This window comes from Trichocoleus sp. AS-A1, from assembly GCF_039962015.1.
Classification (GTDB): Bacteria; Cyanobacteriota; Cyanobacteriia; order Cyanobacteriales; family FACHB-T130; genus FACHB-T130.
Genome location: NZ_JAMPKG010000009.1, coordinates 134,379 through 154,543, shown reverse-complemented (window position 1 = coordinate 154,543; position 20,165 = coordinate 134,379). Strand labels below are relative to the sequence as shown.

The 20,165-nt window shown below is 45.6% G+C and carries 5 protein-coding genes; 2 read left to right on the top strand and 3 right to left on the bottom strand.

What is annotated here, in order from left to right; genetic code table 11:
- Positions 1 to 3: 3 nt before the first annotated feature.
- The 3 genes from NC994_RS09460 to NC994_RS09450 form a co-directional block, all read right to left on the bottom strand.
- On the bottom strand, positions 4 to 6,618 hold the full coding sequence (locus tag NC994_RS09460; protein ID WP_190432118.1) for a non-ribosomal peptide synthetase: 6,615 nt from the start codon (positions 6,616 to 6,618) through the stop codon (positions 4 to 6).
- Positions 6,619 to 6,903: 285 nt separating this feature from the next.
- Positions 6,904 to 11,535 (bottom strand): type I polyketide synthase, encoded by a 4,632-nt coding sequence (locus NC994_RS09455; RefSeq protein WP_190432110.1) that lies wholly within the window; start codon positions 11,533 to 11,535, stop codon positions 6,904 to 6,906.
- On the bottom strand, positions 11,528 to 17,116 hold the full coding sequence (locus tag NC994_RS09450; RefSeq protein ID WP_190432103.1) for a non-ribosomal peptide synthetase: 5,589 nt from the start codon (positions 17,114 to 17,116) through the stop codon (positions 11,528 to 11,530). The genes NC994_RS09455 and NC994_RS09450 overlap by 8 nt, the downstream gene beginning before the upstream one ends.
- 842 nt (positions 17,117 to 17,958) lie before the next feature.
- Here NC994_RS09450 and NC994_RS09445 point away from each other — a divergent pair.
- Together NC994_RS09445 and NC994_RS09440 are read left to right on the top strand one after the other, a co-directional pair.
- Entirely contained in the window at positions 17,959 to 18,915 is a 957-nt protein-coding gene (locus tag NC994_RS09445) for a sucrase ferredoxin (protein WP_190432089.1), read from the top strand.
- A gap of 377 nt (positions 18,916 to 19,292) precedes the next feature.
- The gene (locus tag NC994_RS09440; protein WP_199299416.1) at positions 19,293 to 20,135 is read left to right on the top strand and encodes an iron-siderophore ABC transporter substrate-binding protein; all 843 of its coding nucleotides are present in this window, start codon (positions 19,293 to 19,295) and stop codon (positions 20,133 to 20,135) included.
- The last annotated feature ends 30 nt before the right edge of the window (positions 20,136 to 20,165 follow it).

Genomic DNA, 20,165 nt, shown 5'->3' with positions numbered 1-20,165 from the left:
CGTTTACTCTCCCTTTTTTGATTGATTATGGGAACCGCGTCGAGCCGTTCTGAAAATTGGCTGAATCGCCGCTTCCTGAGCATCAGCGTTACTCTCTTTGGTTTGTGAAATGCTTTCAGCAAGTCCAGCAATTGTTGGCAACTCAAATAGATTTCGCAAAGGAATTTCTACTTGAAATGTGCGACGCACCTTAGAAATCAGTTGAGTTGCGACTAAAGAGTTACCGCCTAACTCAAAGAAGTTGTCGTGAATGCCTACCCGCTCAAGGTCGAGAACTTCAGCCCAAAGTTGCGCTAGTTTTTCTTCAAACGGATTCCGGGGAGGTATATAAGCAACTGTTGATAAAGATAGATTTTTCGGTGCAGGTAATGCTCGACGTTCGATTTTGCCATTTGCAGTTAAAGGTAACGCCTCTAAAAACATAAACGCAGATGGCACCATATAACTCGGCAGTTTCTGCTTCAAGAAGTCCCGTAGATCGTGAATGTCGGGTGCTTGTTCTTTCGGCACAATGTAAGCGACTAAACGCTTGTCACCTGGGTTATCCTCCCGCAACAAAACTACTGTTTCTCGTATAGCTGGGTGCTGCATTAGCGCTGCTTCAATTTCTCCCAGTTCGATGCGGAAACCCCGCAGTTTTACCTGATTGTCAATCCTGCCAAGAAACTCAATGTTGCCATCAGGTAGATAACGCGCCAAATCTCCAGTTTTGTATAAGCGACTCTCCCCCAAAGAGTCCCCTGCTAAGGAATCGGGCTGAATCGTTAGGTTTTTAAACGGATTAGGAATAAACTTCTGTTGTGTCAAATCAGGACGATTGAGATAGCCTCGCGCTAAGCCAACGCCGCCGATGTGGAGTTCACCAGCCACACCGACTGGGACAGGTTGCAGGTGCCTATCGAGGATATAAAGTTGAGTATTCGCGATCGCGCGACCAATCGGAACGATAGGGAGTTCGCTTTCCCGTTGACAAGCCCAATACGTGACATCAATGGCTGCTTCCGTTGGACCATAAAGATTGTGTAATTGGGCGTCCAACCGCGCAAAGAACCGTTGTTGAAGTTCGTAGGATAAAGCCTCACCACTGCAAATCACTCGTTTGAGACATTGACATTTTTGCACTTCCAACTCTTCTAGGAAAATCTGAAGCATTGGCGGCACAAAATGAATCGTAGTGATTTCTTCCTGGGCAATCAGCTCCACTAAATAAGCGCTATCTTGATGTCCTCCTGGTTTAGCGACAACCAGACGAGAACCCGTTATCAAAGGCCAAAAGAATTCCCATACAGAAACATCAAAGCTGAAGGGGGTTTTCTGTAAAACTCGGTCAGTTTGTGTTAGTTGATAAGTATCTTGCATCCACAATAAGCGATTGCAGATACCGCGATGGGTATTCATCCCCCCTTTGGGAGTTCCTGTGGAGCCAGAGGTATAAATAACGTAAGCTAAATTTTCTGCCGTCACCCTGCTAGAAGGATTTTCTAAGCTCTCTTGGGCAATGATTTCCCAATCTGTATCGAGACATAAAACTTGAGCATTGTGTTTGGGAAGATTTTCAACTAAATGCTGTTGAGTTAACAGCACGGGAACCCCAGCATCTTCTAGCATAAAAGCTAGGCGTTCTGGAGGATAGAATGGATCTAGCGGAACATAAGCTGCACCTGCTTTCAGAATGCCAAGTAGTCCCACCACCATTTCTAGGGAGCGTTCCATACAAATACCAACCAAAACTTCTGTTTTTACGCCTAGCTTTTGCAAGCGATGCGCTACTTGGTTAGCTTGTTGATTTAATTCCCGATACGTTAATTGTTTTCCTTCAAAAACAACAGCAATATTATCTGGTGTTTTTTCTACCTGAGCAGCAAATAATTGATGGAGACACGCATCTTTCGGGTAGTCAACTTGAGTGTCGTTCCATTCTACGAGTAACTGATGTTGTTCTTGCTCAGAAAGCAGAGTGGATAACTCATAACGTGCCGAAGGTTGGCTTACCATGACTTCAAGAGTCTTAGCGTAATATCCCCTAATCGCCTCTCTTTCCTCTTGAGAAAATGAGGCTTGATATTCCAGCTTTACTTGAACGCGATCGCTTACCGGATTCAAGACAAAATTAGCAATTAAAGCAAAATTTGTTTCCTCAAAAAATGCTGCATCTACTATCTCAATCTTTTCCAAACCTAAAAAACTTTCATAAACATGAAAATGCGTAAAGTTAAAAGCTGTTTCAAAAAGCAACTGCCGATTCAAGACTTTCTGCAATTCTGGTAGAGGATAACGGCGAAAAGGAAGCAATTCCCGCTCAGAAGCAAAGGTTTGTTTTACCAAGTCTATCCAGGTTCCTCCTGGCAATTCTTGACAAAAGGGTAGGGTGTTTAAGAAAAGTCCGATAACCTTTTCACCATCTTCTTTTTCTAGTCTGCCATTAGAGACTAACCCAGTTAAAACGGCTGATTGACCGCTCAATAAACTTAATACTCGCAGATGTGCTGCAAGCAGAACACTTTTTAGGGGAACGCCTGCGGATTCAGCGAGTTGCTTTAAACCTGAGGAAGTCTCAGAAGAGAGGAAAATTTCCTCCGCGCAGGATTTCTTTTGATGCGTTTCTTCAGTGGGAGGAAACCAGCGAGGCAGTTTAGTAATCGTGCTGTCTTTTAACTTTTCGCTCCAAAAGTGGCGGCATTCCTCGGAAGCGATCGCTTCCCGTTCTAAAGATACAAAGTCTCGGAAATGACTAACGGGTGATGGCAAAACTTCCAGCGTTTCTTCGCCTTCTAGCAAGGCAGAATACTGTTGAAACAACTCGGAGAATAAAGAAGCGACACTCCAACCGTCGAGAATCGCATGGTGGAAGCTGAGAGTAAGTTGAAAGGTTGCCTCACTGCGGCGATGTACGTGAAATTTCAGAAGCGGGGGACAAGTCCAATCAAAGTTTCGGCTTTTTTCAATTTCCAACCAATTCGTGAGTGCTTCTGCTTGTTTGGTGTCACAAAGATGACGCCAATCTTCTACTTGCAGAGGAATTTTAACTGTGTGATGAATGAGTTGCAGGGGTTCCTTGAAGCTAGTTAAATCGAAGCTGGTGCGTAACACTGCATGACGACTGATTAAATGGTGAATCGTTGTTTGCAGTGCTTCGAGGTCAAAAGTTGCTTGCACCTGGAAGCTTACAATGTCGTGATAAACTGCTCTTTCTGGGCTGTATTCGCTATGGAATAGCATCCCTGCTTGCAATTTGGTGAGGGGATAAGCTTCCTCGATTCCATTGGGTAATTTTTGACGATCTGCTTCAGAAATCAGGCTAAAAGGTGCAATGGGAGCAGTCTTTTCAATTTCACTCGCTTCTAGATGTGGTGCGAGTTCAGAAATCGTCTGATATTGGAAGAGCTGTTGTAGCGAGAAGTTTAAGCCGCGATTTTGCACAAGCGATCGCACTTGTATACTCCGAATCGAATCACCACCCAAAGCAAAGAAGTTGTCGTAGATGCCAACTTGATCCAGGTTGAGAACTTCGCGCCAAATTTCCGCTAATACCTGCTCTGCGGGCGTTCTAGGTGCCACAAACGCATCGTCTAAGTTGGGTCTGTCTACCCCCGGAGATGGCAATCCTTGACGATCTATCTTGCCGTTGGGAGTTAGCGGTAAAGACTCCAAAGTCACAAAGGCAGATGGGATCGAATACTCTGGCAGTTTCTGTTGTAAGTAAGAGCGCAATTCGCTAACTGTGGGGACTGCTGCTGATTTAGGAACAACATAAGCCACCAATTTAGGTCCCGATTCATCTTCCCGAATTAGCACCACTACGTCTCGAATTTGGGGGTGCTGTGCTAACACCGACTCGATTTCTTCCAGTTCAATCCGAAAGCCTCTGAGCTTGATTTGGCGATCGCATCTTCCCAGATACTCAATCGTGCCATCAGCTCGGTAACGCGCCAAATCCCCGGTTTTATACATCCGTGCATTTGGTTCATCGCGAAACGGATTCGGAATAAACTTCTCTGCCGTCAGTTCTGGACGATTGAGATAACCCCGCGCCACTCCTGCACCGCCGATATGTAGCTCACCAATTACGCCAATCGGGACAGGTTGCAGATTCCGATCCAAAATATAAAGTTGCGTATTCGCAATCGGATGACCAATCGGAATCGAGCCTGATTGATGCTTGCCTAAAGGAACTTGATAAATGCAGCATCCCACAACAGTTTCTGTAGGCCCATATTCATTTACCAATACAGTATCCGGAGCAAATTTTTGCCAAAATGCAGTGCTTTGAGCTAAAAGATTTTCGCCGCCAATAATAAAGGCTTTAGTTCGACCCGCCACTTCTTCAGGTGCTAACTGATGACGCAGCAAATCCAACTGAGCCGGGGTAATTTTGACTAAACTAAAGTCCTCACCCTGACGCAGCGCAATACTCAAAGCTTCGATACCCTGCGCTTCCGACAGCAAGATTACCCGATTTCCCACTAATAAAGGTGAAAATAACCCGGTAATCGTCATATCGAAGCTCAGGGAAGAGTGAACCGGAGCGCCTTTTCCAGCTTCGACCGCGTAAGCTTGCGAACACCAACTTAAGTAATTAACCAGTCCTCGATGGGGAATTAATGTTCCTTTTGGCTTACCCGTGGAACCGGAAGTATAGATGACATAAGCGAGGTTATCAGCGTTAACTTCACTGGCTGGACTGGCTATACTTTCTTGAGCAATGCAATCCCACTCTGCATCTAAACAAATAACTTTAGCGGTGTGGTGAGGTAGCTTTTCGATTAAATGCTGTTGAGTTAACAACACGGGCATCTGAGCGTCAGACAGCATGAAAGATAGGCGCTCTTGGGGATAGGAGGGGTCTAACGGCACATAAGCTCCCCCTGCCTTGAGAATGCCGATGAGTCCGACCATCATCTCCAAAGAGCGTTCTACACAGATGCCAACCAGAGATTCCGTTGTTATCCCCTGTTTTTGCAGATAATTCGCCAGTTGGTTCGCACGTTCATTTAATTGTTTGTAGGTGAGATGTTGCTCTTCAAATGTGAGCGCGTTCGCGGAGCGTGCGGTTAGCGCAATCGCATCTGGTGTTTTCTCGACCTGCTGTTCAAACAACTGATGAAAGCAGCTATCGGCGGGGTAATCAGTCTGAGTCTGATTCCACTCCACCAACAATTGATATCTTTCCGCCTCCGTCAATAACGGCAAATCCGACAAACGGCGATCGGGATTCGCCACAATGCCTTCCAGCAGCGTTTGAAAATGCCCCAACATCCGAGTAATTGTGCCTTCATCGAACAAGTCAGTGTTGTACTCTAATGACCCTGTTAGTCCTTGCTCGGTATCCGTTATCTCTATCGTCAAATCAAACTTGGCGGTGCCAGTTTCCACCTCCAAAAGGCTCAAACTCAGACCTGGTAACTGCAACGCTGTTTTGGGGGCAGTGTGGAGGGCAAACATCACCTGGAACAGGGGTGTATAACTGCGATCGCGGCTTGGCTGTAGTTCCTCTACCAGCTTTTCAAAGGGCAGATCCTGGTGAGCATAGGCTTGTAGCGCCACTTCGCGCACCCTCGCCAGCAATTCTCGAAAACTCATGTTTTCAGACAGCAGTGTGCGTAAAACCAGCGTGTTGACAAAGAACCCAATCAGAGGCTCGATTTCCTTTTGGGTGCGATTGGTCATGGGAGTGCCAATCGAGATATCTTGCTGCCCCGTATAGCGGTAAAGCAGCGTGTTAAAAGCCGCTAATAGCGTCATAAATAGCGTGCTTTCTGACTGCTGACTCAACGTTCTCAGCGATAAGGCAAGCGGTTGGGAAATGGTGAAAAATTGCCTAGCGCCCCTAAAAGTATTAACAGTTGGTCGCGGTCTATTTGTAGGGAGTTCCAGAATTGGGGAAGCACCCGTTAATTGCTGCTTCCAGTAGTTAAGCTGAGTTTCTAGAACTTCTCCCACAAGCTGCTGTCGTTGCCATGCAGCAAAGTCGGCATACTGAATCGGAAGCTCAGGCAAAGGTGACGGCTTGCCTTGACAAAAAGCTTCATACAATGCTGCCAATTCTTGAATAATCACACCACGAGACCAACCATCAGAAACAATGTGGTGCATCGTGAACAGCATCAGGTGTTCTGTCTCACTCAGATGCAACAGCTTCACTCGCAGCAGTGGTTCCTGTGAGAGGTCAAAAGGACGTTGCGCTTCCTCTTTTTTCGCATCTTCTAATAACTGCTGCCGTTCGTTTTCAGGCAAATCCCGCAAATCAATTACGGTCAGATTTAACACCAAATCTGAAAATTTTTCCTGCACGGGTTGTCCCCCCACCGCCATAAAACGGGTTTGCAGAACTTCGTGCCGTTGTCGAATTTTATTTAGACTTTTTTTTAGTGCTTTTACATTCAAAAATCCTGTCAATCGTATAGCGATGGGGACGTTGTAAATAGGGCTATCTGGCTCTAGCTGATGAAGAACCCACAGCCGTTGTTGATGAAAAGATAAAGGCAACGAGTTGGAATCTTTCCGTTGAGAAATTGCTTGAGTTTTAACAGGACTCAAACCCTTTTGTTTAAGTCGTAGTTCTAGTAGCGCCCGTTGTTCCGGAGATAAAGCAGCAATTCTTTGAGAAATATTATTCATAATTAATCACCTATAAAAACTTAGTGCTTGAAAAAGAAGTGAGAGTATATAGCATTTCCATTTGATTCGTGAGATTTTTTTAACGAACCGCAGAGGACGCCGAGGGCGCAGAGGAAAGAGAAGATGAGTTCGCGAATCAAATAGGATTGCTATATAGCACCATAAACAATTTTTAAGATTTTCCATTTCTCTTCCTCTCTTCCTTGGCGCTCTTTGCGTCTTGGCGGTTCGTTAACAGAGATAATGTTCGCAAATCAGATAGGACTGCTCTAATCTTTCTGCTTGCTAACGAAAGCTTGCTTGTGTTTCTTTAGCAACCAGTGCTTGTATTTCATCCAAGGAGAGATTTTCTACCTCCGCTAACATCTGCTCTATCTCGGCAATTTGTTCTGGATCAGGCTGTTTTTCGGCAATGACAGTAGCAAGTTCAGCGACTGTAGAAGCTTCAAAAAGGAGAGTACGCAACGGTAATTCCACTTGGAAAGTTTCACGCAGTCGGGAAATCGTTTGTACAGCGAGTAAAGAGTGTCCGCCCAACTCAAAGAAGTTGTCGTAAATTCCTACTTTTTCAATTCCTATCAATTCTTGCCAGATATTAGCGATACCTTGCTCAATCTCATTGCGAGGAGCAACATAGGCATTTACTTGCAGGGGTCGGGGATGTCTAGTTGCCGATAATTGACTAGACTCATCTGATGTTTGAGCGTGATAACTCGATAAAGAAAAGTTAGAACCTTGCTCAATGACATCGGATAAATCTTGCGTTGAAATGACCACTTGAGAAAGTGAATTCTCCAAAATTCGGCTCAAGGCATCCACAGCTTCTGCGGGTAAAATCCCACTTTTTAGACTTTCTTTACGCCACTTTTTGAACTTTTCAGGAACGGCAGTATTCACAGCCATGCCGACTTCTTGCCACGCATCCCAGTTAATTGAGATTGTGCGAGCATTAAAAGGATTGCAGTGAGCAAAGGCATCTAAAAAGGCATTAGCAGCACTATAGTCTACCTGTCCAAATCCGCCTTGAATTGAGCTAAGGGATGAACAGAGAACTACGAAGTCTAGATTGACATCTTTGAGAACCTCATTTAAGACAAAAGTTCCCATCACTTTAGGAGCAAAAACGCTTTCTACAACTTCTGGTGTTTTGAGTTGAATCATGCCACCACCCGCAACTCCAGCGGCGTGGATAACCCCGTGAATCTCACCAAAACGTTCTAGGGATTGCGCGATCGCATTCTGCATTTGTTCATCATTCGCAACATCGGCAGCGACTACCAGAACATCAGCGCCTAATGCTTCCAATTCCTGCAATTTCTGAATCTTACGGCTGGTAGGATCGAGCGCATCATGGGTTGCTAGCCATTGCTGCCACTGCTCTTTTGCAGGCAGTGCAGAACGTCCGATTAGAATTAACTTGGCTTGTACTGTCTTGGCAAGGTATTCGGCGAAGACTAAGCCCATCCCTCCCATGCCGCCTGTGATCAGGTAGACTCCCTCTTGTCGTAACCGGGTTTGGCTGGCTTTTTCTAGCGGGACTGGCTCAAATGTCTGAACCCAGCGATGATTGCCACGGTAGGCAATCATCGAGTCTTTTGAATCTGCCCCTAGTTCTGCTAACAGTTGCTCTACTAAGCTGTTGGTTCCTGATTCCGAGATCGCCACATCAACTTGACGACAATTGATGTGAGGATACTCTTGAGGAATGACTTTGCATGAACCAATGATGGTTGCTTTTTCAGGACACAATAGCTCGTCGCCAATAATGTCATAAAGATTGTTACTGGCAACTAGAAGTTGAATGGAATTGCTAACGGGTTGTTGTCCTAGCGCTGGCGCTAAGTAAATCAAACTGTAGAAACCGAGATTTTGGCTGGTTTCTAAGGACTGAGGCGGTGATTGGGTGATACTCCAGAGATGCGCGATCGCATTCGGGGCTTTCCCTTGTTCCCGCACGGCTTGAATCAAGGCGTAATAATCATCCTGGCAAGCGGGATTAATCGTGTAAGCGTTGCTATCAAGTTGCTTAAATTGCTCTCCAACCCGGACAGAAATCGCATCTTGTCCAGCTTGTTGCAATCGTTGGACGATTTGAGAACCGATCCCACACTCATCAACAAAAACCAGGTAGCAAGCAGATGAAATCTCTCCCGTTTTGACCAGGGGGATTTTCTTCCAAGAAGGAACATAAAACCAGTCAGTAATATCCGATTTCCCTAGCTTGCTTTCACCTGGACTAATTGCTGGGACTTCGGTTTGGGGTTCAATCCAGTAACGCTGACGCTCAAACGGATAAGTCGGTAAAGGTACGCGGTGACGTTGTTCACCAGCATAAAAAGCAGACCAATTCACCGAAACTCCTGCTAGCCAAAGCCGCCCTAAGATATTGAGTAAAAAGGCAATATCTGAGTTTTGCTCCTGGGGATGGCGTAGCGAAGGTAACACCACTTGCCCAATTGCTTCATGGGAATGCTGTTTGGTAAAGGTACATAAACTACGCCCCGCACCAACTTCTAAGAGGATGCGATTTGGCTGTTGCAGTAATGTAGAAATTCCCTCAGAAAAACGTACTGTCTGCCGTAGATGCGTCGCCCAGTAATTAGGATCTGTGGCTTCTGCTGCTGTAATCCAAGTTCCCGTAACGTTGGAGATAAAGGGAATTTGAGGAGGATTCAGTTTAATTTTTTTCACTTCCGCAATGAATGGCTCCAATATAGAATCCATCATCTGGGAATGAAAGGCATGAGAAGTATGCAAACGCCGACACTCGACCCCTTTAGCCGTGAGTTGCGCTTCAATTGCGTCTACAGCGTCAAGGGTTCCCGAAACGACGCACAAAGAAGGTGCGTTAGTGGCGGCTAAAGATAACTTCTCATTCAGTAGGCTGTTAATTTCCGCTTCTGGCAAGGAAACGGCAAGCATCGCCCCGGCTGGCATTTGCTGCATCAGTCGCCCACGAATCGCCACCAAAGCTAAAGCGTCTTCAACAGACATGACACCTGCAAGGCAAGCCGCTACATATTCGCCAATACTGTGACCCAGCATCGCTTGGGGAGAAATGCCCCAAGACATCCACAACTGAGCTAAGGCATACTCAATCACAAATAACGCAGGTTGGGCAAAGCAAGTTTGTTTGAGTTTTTCTGCGGCTGCTTCCGGATTCGGCTGGTTGGGATAAAGTAGCGATCGCAAATCCATCCCGATATGAGGTTGAAGAAGGACAGCGCAACGGTCTACTTGCTCTCGAAATATCGGCTCACTCTGGTACAGTTCCCTCCCCATATCCACATACTGCGCTCCCTGTCCGGGAAACATGAAGGCGATGGAGCGTTCAGTAGGCTCTTGGAAGTGAGTTAAAACACTTTGAGGATGAGGGGTTTCCAATTGGTTTACTAACTCCTCAACCGTCTGGCAAACCAAGATCCGGCGATGTTCAAAAGCCCGACGACCTACTTGCAGGGTGTAAGCAACATCCGCCAAATTGAGATCGGGGTGCTGCTTGAGGTGAGCCACCAAATTTGCCGTAGCCGTCTCCAGTGCCGATTCCGTTTTGGCGGAAAGTACCAATAATTGCCACGGACGAGAAGAACCCGATGCTTTTACCGTTGGCGCTTCTTCGAGAACCACATGGGCGTTGGTGCCACCAATCCCCAAAGAACTGACTCCGGCGCGGCGCGGGGTCGAATTTGCCTTCCATTCTGTCAGCTGGGTATTGACGTAAAAGGGACTATTGGCAAAATCAATCTCAGGATTTGGCTGTTTAAAATTTAAGCTGGGTGGAATCAACTTGTGTTTTAGTGCCAAAACCGTCTTCATGAGTCCCGTGACACCCGCTGCTGCATCCAGATGACCGATATTGGTTTTGACGGAACCGATGGCGCAGAAATTCTTTTTCTCGGTATTGGCACCAAAAACATTAGAAAGCGCAGTAATTTCAATCGGATCGCCTAAGACGGTTCCAGTCCCGTGAGTTTCGATATAGGTGACAGTTTCCGGATCGACTCCCGCGAGGGCAAGTGCTTCTGCGATCGCGTCTGCTTGTCCGTTGACGCTGGGTGCTGTATACCCGACTTTCTCAGAACCATCGTTATTGATGGCAGAACCTTTGATTACCGCCTGAATGCGATCGCCATCTGCGATCGCATCCTCTAATCTTTTTAAAACGACCACTCCCACACCATTCCCAATAATGGTTCCCTGTGCATCAGCATCAAAGGCGCGGCAATGACCATCCGGAGATAAAATTCCCCCTTCTTGATATAAATACCCTGTCTTTTGCGGCACCCGAATCGAAACTCCACCCGCCAACGCCATATCGCATTGGTAATTTAATAAACTTTGACAAGCCAGAGTTGTCGCCACTAATGAAGTAGAACAAGCTGTTTGAATTGTAAGGCTTGGCCCTTTGAGATTTAATTTGTAAGAAACGCGAGTCGTGAGGAAATCTTTATCGTTGCTAATCAACTTTTGGAAACTGTCCGCCGACCCAATTTGGTCGCGATTGAAATTAAAAGATAAATAATTATTCAGGCTGGCACCTGCATAAACGCCAATTCGACTTTCACATCTTTGAGTGTCGTAACCAGCATTTTCCAGCGCTTCCCAAGCACATTCTAAAAATATCCGGTGTTGCGGGTCGGTCATTTCCGCTTCTTTGGGGTTAAAACCAAAGAAAGAAGCATCAAAAAATTCAACATCTTCTAATACGGCACCAGCTTTTACATGATTGGGATTATCGAGTAAACCTGGAGCGATTCCAGCATCTATTAATTCTTCATTGGTGAAGACCGAAATTGATTCGACTCCATCGCGTAAATTTTGCCAAAATTCTTCGACATTCTTCGCACCGGGAAAGCGCCCACTCATGCCGATAATGGCAATGCCTTCCAGAGAATCGTAATTTGTAGCGCTATCCATGAGTCTTTCTACCTTGCTTGCTCAATAATTCTTTTTGGCGATTGATAGCCTCTATTTGCTTTCGAGCGCGCTGGACACTATCGCGTCCAGCTTCGCGATCGCGCATCTCTTCAAAAGAAGGCTGTTGTTGGCTTAAATATTGCGCCAGCGAATAAATGGTTGGGTTTTGAAACAAAGTAACGACTGATATCTCTCGGTTAAAAACTGTCCGCAGTTTGTGATTCACCTGAAGCATCAGTAATGAATGTCCCCCGATATCAAAGAAATTATCGTGAATCCCGACTTTCTCTAAGTTCAGTACCGTTTGCCAAACAGTCGCAATCGTTTTTTCAATCTCCGATTGAGGAGGTTGATAAACTGCTAACGCTAAACGCTGATTTTCCGGAACAGGTAAGGCGCGACGATTGACTTTTCCATTGGGTGTCAGCGGCAAAGTGTCTAGGAATACGAAAGCCGAAGGCACCATGTATTCAGGAAACGTTTGTTTTAAGCGATCGCGCAATTCATTAATCGAAAGTTCAGTATCATGATTTGGAACTACATAAGCAACTAAGCGGCGATCGTTGGGCATATCTTCTCTGGCAATCACCACCGTTTCTCGCACCTGGGGATGTTGTAACAACACTGCTTCAATTTCTCCCAATTCGATACGGAAACCTCGAATTTTTACTTGGTGGTCAATTCTCCCCAAAAATTCAATGTTTCCATCTGGCAAATAGCGGGCTAAATCTCCGGTTTTGTATAGTCGGCTCTCCGCTAACCCTTCTCTACCTCTCCCTAACCCTCCCCTACAAGGGGAGGGAAAAGGAATAAATTCTTTTTGCGAGAGAGGGACTTCCGGCTCCCCCTGCCCTTCTAGGGAAGGGGGCTGGGGGGTTAGGTCTTTCAACGGATTCGCAATAAACTTTTCTCGCGTTAACTCTGGTCGATTCAGATAACCTCTAGCCAAACCAAAACCGCCAATATGCAACTCTCCCGGAACGCCAATCGGAACAGGTTGTAAATGCGAATCTAAGAGATATATCTGTGTATTGGCAATCGGACGACCGATGGGAACAATTCGCCGTTGGCTGTTACGCTGACAGGCCCAAAAAGTAACATCAATTGCCGCTTCTGTCGGCCCGTAAAGATTATGTAATTCTACTGCACCTAAACGGATAAAAAAGCGCTTTTGTAAATCAAAAGGCAGAGCTTCACCGCTACAAAATACCCGCTTAAGGCTGTTACATTTTACTACACTCAACTCCTCTAAAAATACTTGCAGCATGGAGGGGACGAAGTGCAGTGTCGTGATTTTTTGCTTGGCAATCAGTTGGACTAAATAACCGCTATCTTGATGACCACCTGGTTTAGCTAAAACGAGGCTAGCACCCGTTAACAAAGGCAAGAAAAATTCCCAAACTGACACATCAAAGCCGAATGGAGTCTTTTGTAAAACTCGGTCGGTTGTTGTTAATTGGTAAGTGTATTGCATCCACAGCAAGCGATTGTTTAACCCCAGGTGGGTATTCATCGCTCCCTTGGGCTTTCCTGTGGAACCAGAGGTATAAATTACATAAGCCAGGTTCTCTGGTGTAGCAGATGAAATAGGATTTTCTGTACCCTCTTGGGTAATCGTTTCCCATTCGGGATCTAAACAGATAATTGCTTGATGTTGCGGTAATTGATTAACCAAATATTGTTGAGTTAGCAGCAGTGACACTTGGGCATCTGCCAACATGAACGCTAAGCGATCTTTCGGATACGTGGGGTCTAAAGGTACGTAAGCGCCACCTGCTTTTAAAATGCCTAAAAGAGCGACTACCATTTCCAGCGATCGCTCCATGCAGATGCCAACCAAAACATCTGGCTGTACGCCCATCTGTTGCAGGTGGTGCGCTAACTGGTTCGCTCGGTTGTTTAACTCGCGGTAAGTTAGAGACTCGATGAATCCCGTCTCTACATTGTCGAAGATTAATGCGATCGCATCTGGTGTCTTTTCTACTTGCTGCTCAAATAATTGATGGATACACTGTTGGGGGTAATCAACTTGAGTGTCATTCCATTCCACCAGCAAAGTATGACGCTCAGATGCAGTTAATAGCGGCAAATCTGATAAACACTGCTCTGGATCGGCAACAATTCCTTCCAGTAAGGTTTGGAAATGCCCTAACATTCGGGTGATGGTGTCCGCGTTGAACAAATCGGTGTTGTATTCCAGCGTCCCGCTCAATCCCTGTTCCGTATCTATCATTGATAGGAATAAATCGAACTTTGCGGTTCCACTCTCAACTTCCGAAGTTTTGAAAGTTAACTCTGGTAACGAAACCGTCGAAAAGGCGGGATTCTGGAGGACGAACATTACCTGAAATATCGGGTTATAGCTCAGATCTCGACTCGACTGTAATTCCACCAGCTTCTCGAAAGGCAAATCTTGGTGAACGTAAGCATCAATTGCCACCTTTCGCACCCGTCCCAGCAATTCTTTAAAGCTGGGATTTCCTGCCAGATCGGTACGCAACACCAAAGTATTGACAAAGCACCCAATCAAGGATTCCAGTTCAGCGCGATCGCGGTTGGCAATCGGCGAACCAACTAAAATGTCCTCCTGTCCTGAATAACGGTAAAGCAACGTCTGAAACGCCGCCAGCAAGGTCATAAATAAGGTGACACCCTCCTGCTGACCTAGCATTTTGATTGCCTTAGTCAATGCTTTAGGCAGCACTAACGTTTGCTGCGCCCCCCGAAAAGTCTGAATTGGCGATCGCGCCCGGTCAGTCGGCAACTCCAATACGGGAACTCCCCATAACTGCTGCTTCCAATAATTCAGATGAGTTTCTAGCCTCTCCTTGGAGAACCATCGTTGTTGCCAATCGACATAATCAACATATTGGATCGGAAGTTCAGCCAGTGGCGAAGGCTTTCCGGTCGAGAAAGCTTCGTAAAGTGCTGTCAATTCTCGGACGAAAACTTTAACCGACCAACCATCGGCAACAATGTGGTGTAGCGTGAGCAGCAACATCGACTCTTCTGCGGTTAGATGCAGCAGTTTTGCCCGTAATAACGGCGGTTGTGCCAAGTCGAAGGGCATTTGAGCCTCTGCGATCGCGAATTGTTGCGCTTGCGCTTGTCTCTCAGCATCGGGCAATTGCCGCAGATCCACCTCTGGTAAATTTAAGGTGACGCAGCTTTCCCCAGAAATTGCTTGCACGGGTTCGCCCTCCACTACGGCAAAGCTTGTCCGCAAGATTTCGTGTCGCCGGATAATTTCGTGAATACTGCGAACCAGCACTGGCACAGCCAGCCGTCCCGTCAGGCGAACCGCGATGGGAATGTTGTAAGCCGGAGTTCCTGGTTGCAGTTGATTGACAAACCACAATCTAGCTTGAGAAAAAGATAGTGGATGCTCGTCAGTAGTTTTCTCAACTCTGCACAAAGGTATCGATGCAGACGGAACCGCTTGAGTCAGTTGGTCGAGTATCTGCGTTGCCAGTTGGGTAATGCTAACTCCCTCGAACAAATCCGCAATGGATACAGCCACCCCCAAATCAACCTCGATCCGATTCTTCAACTCGAAAACCATCAACGAGTCGAGACCAAAACGGCTCAAAGGCTGCTCAACACTAATATTTCCTCTGTGATTCTTCCTCTGCGTTCTCTGCGTCCTCTGCGGTTCGTTCAAAAAATCTATTTGTTTAACACGTAAATCTTCTAATTCAAACGACGCAACACCCAGCACCCGCGCCACTTGCCTTTGCAGATAAGCCTCTAATCGCTGCTGACGTTCTTCCGACTCAACAGCCAGTAACTCTTCGCGGGTGAGATTATCTTCGTTTTCAACAGGATAAGAATTCTCTAAAATACTGCTGCCAATAACATCCAATTCGCCTGCGAGAAATTCAGCACGAGTCGCGCGGCGTTGAATCTTCCCGCTGGAAGTCTTGGGAATACTGCCACCTTTAATCAGAACTACCGCATAAACTTGTATCTCATGTTCTTCTGCAACTGCCTGACGAATGGCGGCGGTGACTTCCTCAACATTTGGTTTCGAGCGAAATTCTACCTCTTGCACTACGACAAGCCGTTCTTCATTGCCGACTTCTACCGCAAAAGCTGCACCACTGCCTGAACGTAATCCTGGATGGCTGCATTCTGCCGTTCGTTCAATGTCTTGGGGATAAAGGTTGCGACCCCGGATGATAATTAAATCTTTGGCTCGACCTGTGATGAACAGTTCCCCATTGTGCAAAAAGCCCAAGTCGCCTGTTCTTAAAAAAGGCTTTCCGCCCGTATCTGCCAGGGAGGCGCGGAAGGTTTGCACCGTCTCCTCTGGTCGATTCCAATAGCCGTGACCGACACTAGGACCTGAAACCCAAATTTCACCAATTTCATCTGGCGCACATCGGGTTAAAGTTTCAGGATTAGCAATAACAATCTCCTGTTCTGGTAAGGCGTTCCCGCAACCGACCAGAGGCTGGGAATTGTCGTCATCATTAGCATCAATGACTTGATTGCGTTCTAATGCCGTTTTTTGAACGGTTTTCGTAACCGGAACCGCTGCCTTGATACCACCAGAAACGATCAGGCTTGCCTCCGCCATCCCATAACAGGGATAAAAAGCTGTTTTTAAAAAGCCGCAGGAAGCAAAGGCATCTGCAAACCGCGCTAAAGTATCTTGGCGAATCGGTTCTGCACCGTTAAAAGCGACACTCCATCTGCTTAAATCAAGGGTTTCTTTTTGCTCAGGTGTAATTTTCTGAACGCACAGTTCATAAGCGAAATTCGGGCCACCGCTGGTCGTTCCTTGGTAATCAGAAATCGCTTTCAGCCAGCGATACGGACTCAGCAGAAAAGACGCGGGTGACATTAAGTAGCAAGGGAACCCGCCATACAAGGGTTGCAGGACACCGCCGATAAGTCCCATGTCATGATATATCGGCAGCCAGGAGACAAATTTGCTACTGGGCGAATGTTCCATGAGTCGGTAAGTCATGGCGGCATTGTGCAGTAGATTGCCATGACTGAGCATGACTCCTTTCGGTATCCCTGTAGAACCGGAGGTGTATTGCAGAAAAGCTAATGTGTCTTGATGAATGCTTGGCGGTTCCCAATTCTCTTCGATGCCATTGGCTAAGTTGTCCGTAGTTAGCCACTGGATGTCATTTGGGTCAGTTTTTTGCGCGAGAAGCGATCGCACTTTCGCAAAAATCGCCGTTGTGGTGAGCGCGATTTTCGCCTGTGCATCTTGCAAAATTGCTTGAATTCTCGGCGTGTTGCGTTGGTTTCGAGGCGGATAAGCGGGAACTGCGATCGCGCCTGCGTACAAACAACCGAAAAATGCCGCTAGATAATCCAAACCCGGTGGATAAAGCAATAAGGCACGTTCGCCACTTAAACCCATTGCTTGCAGCTGGGATGCGATCGCTCTACTGCGCCGATCCAACTCTCGATAAGTCAGGTTCTCGGCTGGTGTTTCCCCATCCTGCAAGAAGGTAAACGCCAGTTTTTCTGGTTCGTTTACAGCTCTGTAGCGCAGAATGTCTGCTAAGGTAGCAATTTTCTTGGGCGGGTTTTCTGGAAAATCTTGGCAAAAATCGACCATGTTACTTTTTCTGCTTTTTCAACCCTGAACTGTTGAATCCGACCACAAAGTTCAAACTCTCTAGTTCAAACTCTCTCGTCAAAGATTCGCGTTGCCGAACGGAAACCGCGCATCTGTAGTTCCAAACCAGATGGTCAGATTAAAACTGAGCGCTTCATTTGTATTTGCTGTTAAATCGGCGTTTTTGGGAGTTTTAGGAACCCTCGGCAGGGCAAAAAACTTCACAAATCCTGGTGTTGGCGTTACGGTCAACGCTCCTCTTCAAGAGGGTTTTTAGCGGTAACTTTTCACTGCTATTGACATTCATTTTTAATAAGCTTGGATAACCTTAGTACAAAGCTTGCAAGTTTGGCAAGTAGCAATCGCAAAATTTTTTCAGAAATAAAATTCCGGCTTTTGCTCTTCTAGGGTTGGGGGAAGCATGACTTAAACTAGCCGGAAAGCTTCCCCCGACGCTTGTGCAGTAGAGTCTGACATAACCCCAGCCCTTCTCCTACAAGGAACGAGACTTGCTCCGCTTCCCTATCACGGAATGCGGCTGGGGGTTAGGCTTTGTATATGAGCGAACGGAAAACCGCTATAGTTTCATGCTCTCCCAGTCAAGGCGTGCAAATTTTTCTGGACGCTAAATCGCGTATTTTCAGAAAAAACTGACATGAGTTCTCAATAGACTAATTTTTTTTATACCCTTGACATTGGCAGATAAGACGTTATATGTTGCTGACCTAGTGATAATAACTTTCAATAACCAACTAGGTCGTAGTGAGCGCATTGATTGGGCGTGAGGATGGGCGTGAGGAAATTTGAAGCAAACAAATTGTTACACCGCAAGTAATCAAGCGATGAATGGATTCTTTTGCGCCGAAGAGTCACGCCAAGCTGGAGAACAGATTATCGGGTGTGCAACGAATCACAAAATCTATGTACTGATTGAGTGTCCACCGCCTTGGACACCCGATCCCCTTGATTCAAAATTCCTCCCGGCTAATTTAAAAGCCTTGAAGGAGGAAATTGATACAGAGGAACTTTCTGTTCGGGTTGTATTGATTCATAGCGACCAAACTAAGCGCGATCGCAACAAGCGACTGATAATTTTCCGAGCAAACACCGGACTTTCAGTAGGTTACACCAAGCAAGAATTTCTGATTTCAGATATCAATGATGTAGCTTCTTTACTGAAAGACTGTTTAACAGGAAACACTCCAGAACAGGAGGCGATAGATATTCAAACCAGAGATATTTTAGTATGCACTCACGGTAGCCATGATAAATGTTGCGCTAAGTATGGAAATCCTTTTTACAAAGCTGCTTTAGCTGCTGTCTCTAACTTATCACTCGATCGAGTCCGCGTTTGGCAAGCCAGTCACATTGGCGGTCATCGCTTTGCCCCTACTGCGATTGATTTTCCAGAGGGAAGATACTATGGCAGACTCAATCAAGAATCATTTGCCGCCATTCTGACCCGAACGGGTGACATTCAGTGCTTGAACAATGTCTATCGTGGTTGGGGACTTTTACCTTGGGCAGCTCAAATCTTAGAAAAAGAACTCATCCTCAAATATGGCTGGGATTGGTTTAACTATCAGGTTGCCTATCAAATAATTGAGCAGAGCGAGGATGAAAGTTTTAATCAAGTTGAAATAACTTTTAAAACTCCGAATGGAGTTCTGAGTGTCTATAGAGCCGACATTATTGAAGATAAACATAAAACTCTTCATTTAAAAGGAGAATGTGACAGCAAAGAATTGTATGAATTTAACCAATATATTACGAAAAACCTGGTAAGCGTTTCGTATTAATAGATAAATTGCTAAAAATATTCTTTTAAGACATAGAGGTTATATTTCGATTGTCAAATCATCTTTTTCTTGATTTGTGTTCTTAACGTCTTGGTGGTCAAATATTTTTTAAAATTAATATGTTTTCAATCAAACAAATAGCCCATTTTTTAAACAAAGTCGCTATTTATTTTCAGTATTTTATTTTCCGCTGTTATACAATTTGGAATTCAAATACTAACTATAGTCAGCGTAATATCCGACTGTTGTTAATAACACTTTTAACAATTTGTATCGTTTCTGCCTGTGGGACTAATGCCAAAAAGAATGGGGCAAATAACAGTATTAATGTTTCTCTAAACTTGCCTTCTCAAGCTGTACGAGTAGTCAAGCACGCAATGGGAGAAACAAAGGTTCCCGTTAATCCGCAGCGGGTAATTGTGCTGGGAAACTTGGAGAACGTCTTAGCTTTAGGTATCAAGCCTGTAGGTGCCACAACCTTAGGAGATGGGGAGTTTCTCTCCTATCTCCGAAATCAAACCGAAGGAATTACAAAACTTGGCATAAATGGGCAACCAAGCCTGGAGAAAATTTTGTTCTTGAAGCCAGACTTGATTTTGGGTTGGTCTTGGGATGAAGAAATCTATGAGAAGCTATCACAAATTGCCCCGACAGTTTTTGTTGAAGGGAGTATTACCTGGAAAGAGTGGCTGAGAACATTTGCCGAAGCGCTGGGTAAGACGCCAGAAGCCGAAAAGCTTTTAAGGAATTATAATCAGCGCGTCGAAACGTTTAAAGAGCAAATGGGCGATCGCTTCTCGCAAATCCAGGTATCTGTGGTTAATTTTTGGGCAGATCAAGTCCGCATTTACATGAAGCGCTCCTTCAGTGGACTCATTCTCAATGATATCGGTATGCTTCGTCCATCAGCGCAGAATAAAGATAAAAACTCGGAAAATCTCTCATTAGAGCTAATTCCCAAAATGGAAGGTGATGCGATTTTCTTAGTACTCGGAGAAGGTAAGGAATCTAAGTTAAACCAATTTACAAATCATCCTCTTTGGTTCCAATTGAATGCGGTTAAACAAGGTAAGGTATACCAAGTCAATAGCGATGCCTGGATTAGCAGTTGGGGCATTATCGGAGCCAATCGAGTTCTCGATGACTTGTTTAAATATTTGGTAACAGAGAAATCAAGCAAGGGCAAGGAATTCCCTAAAGTTGCAGCTTTGACTCAATAGTTTAATCCCTAATCAAGATTCATCCAAAAC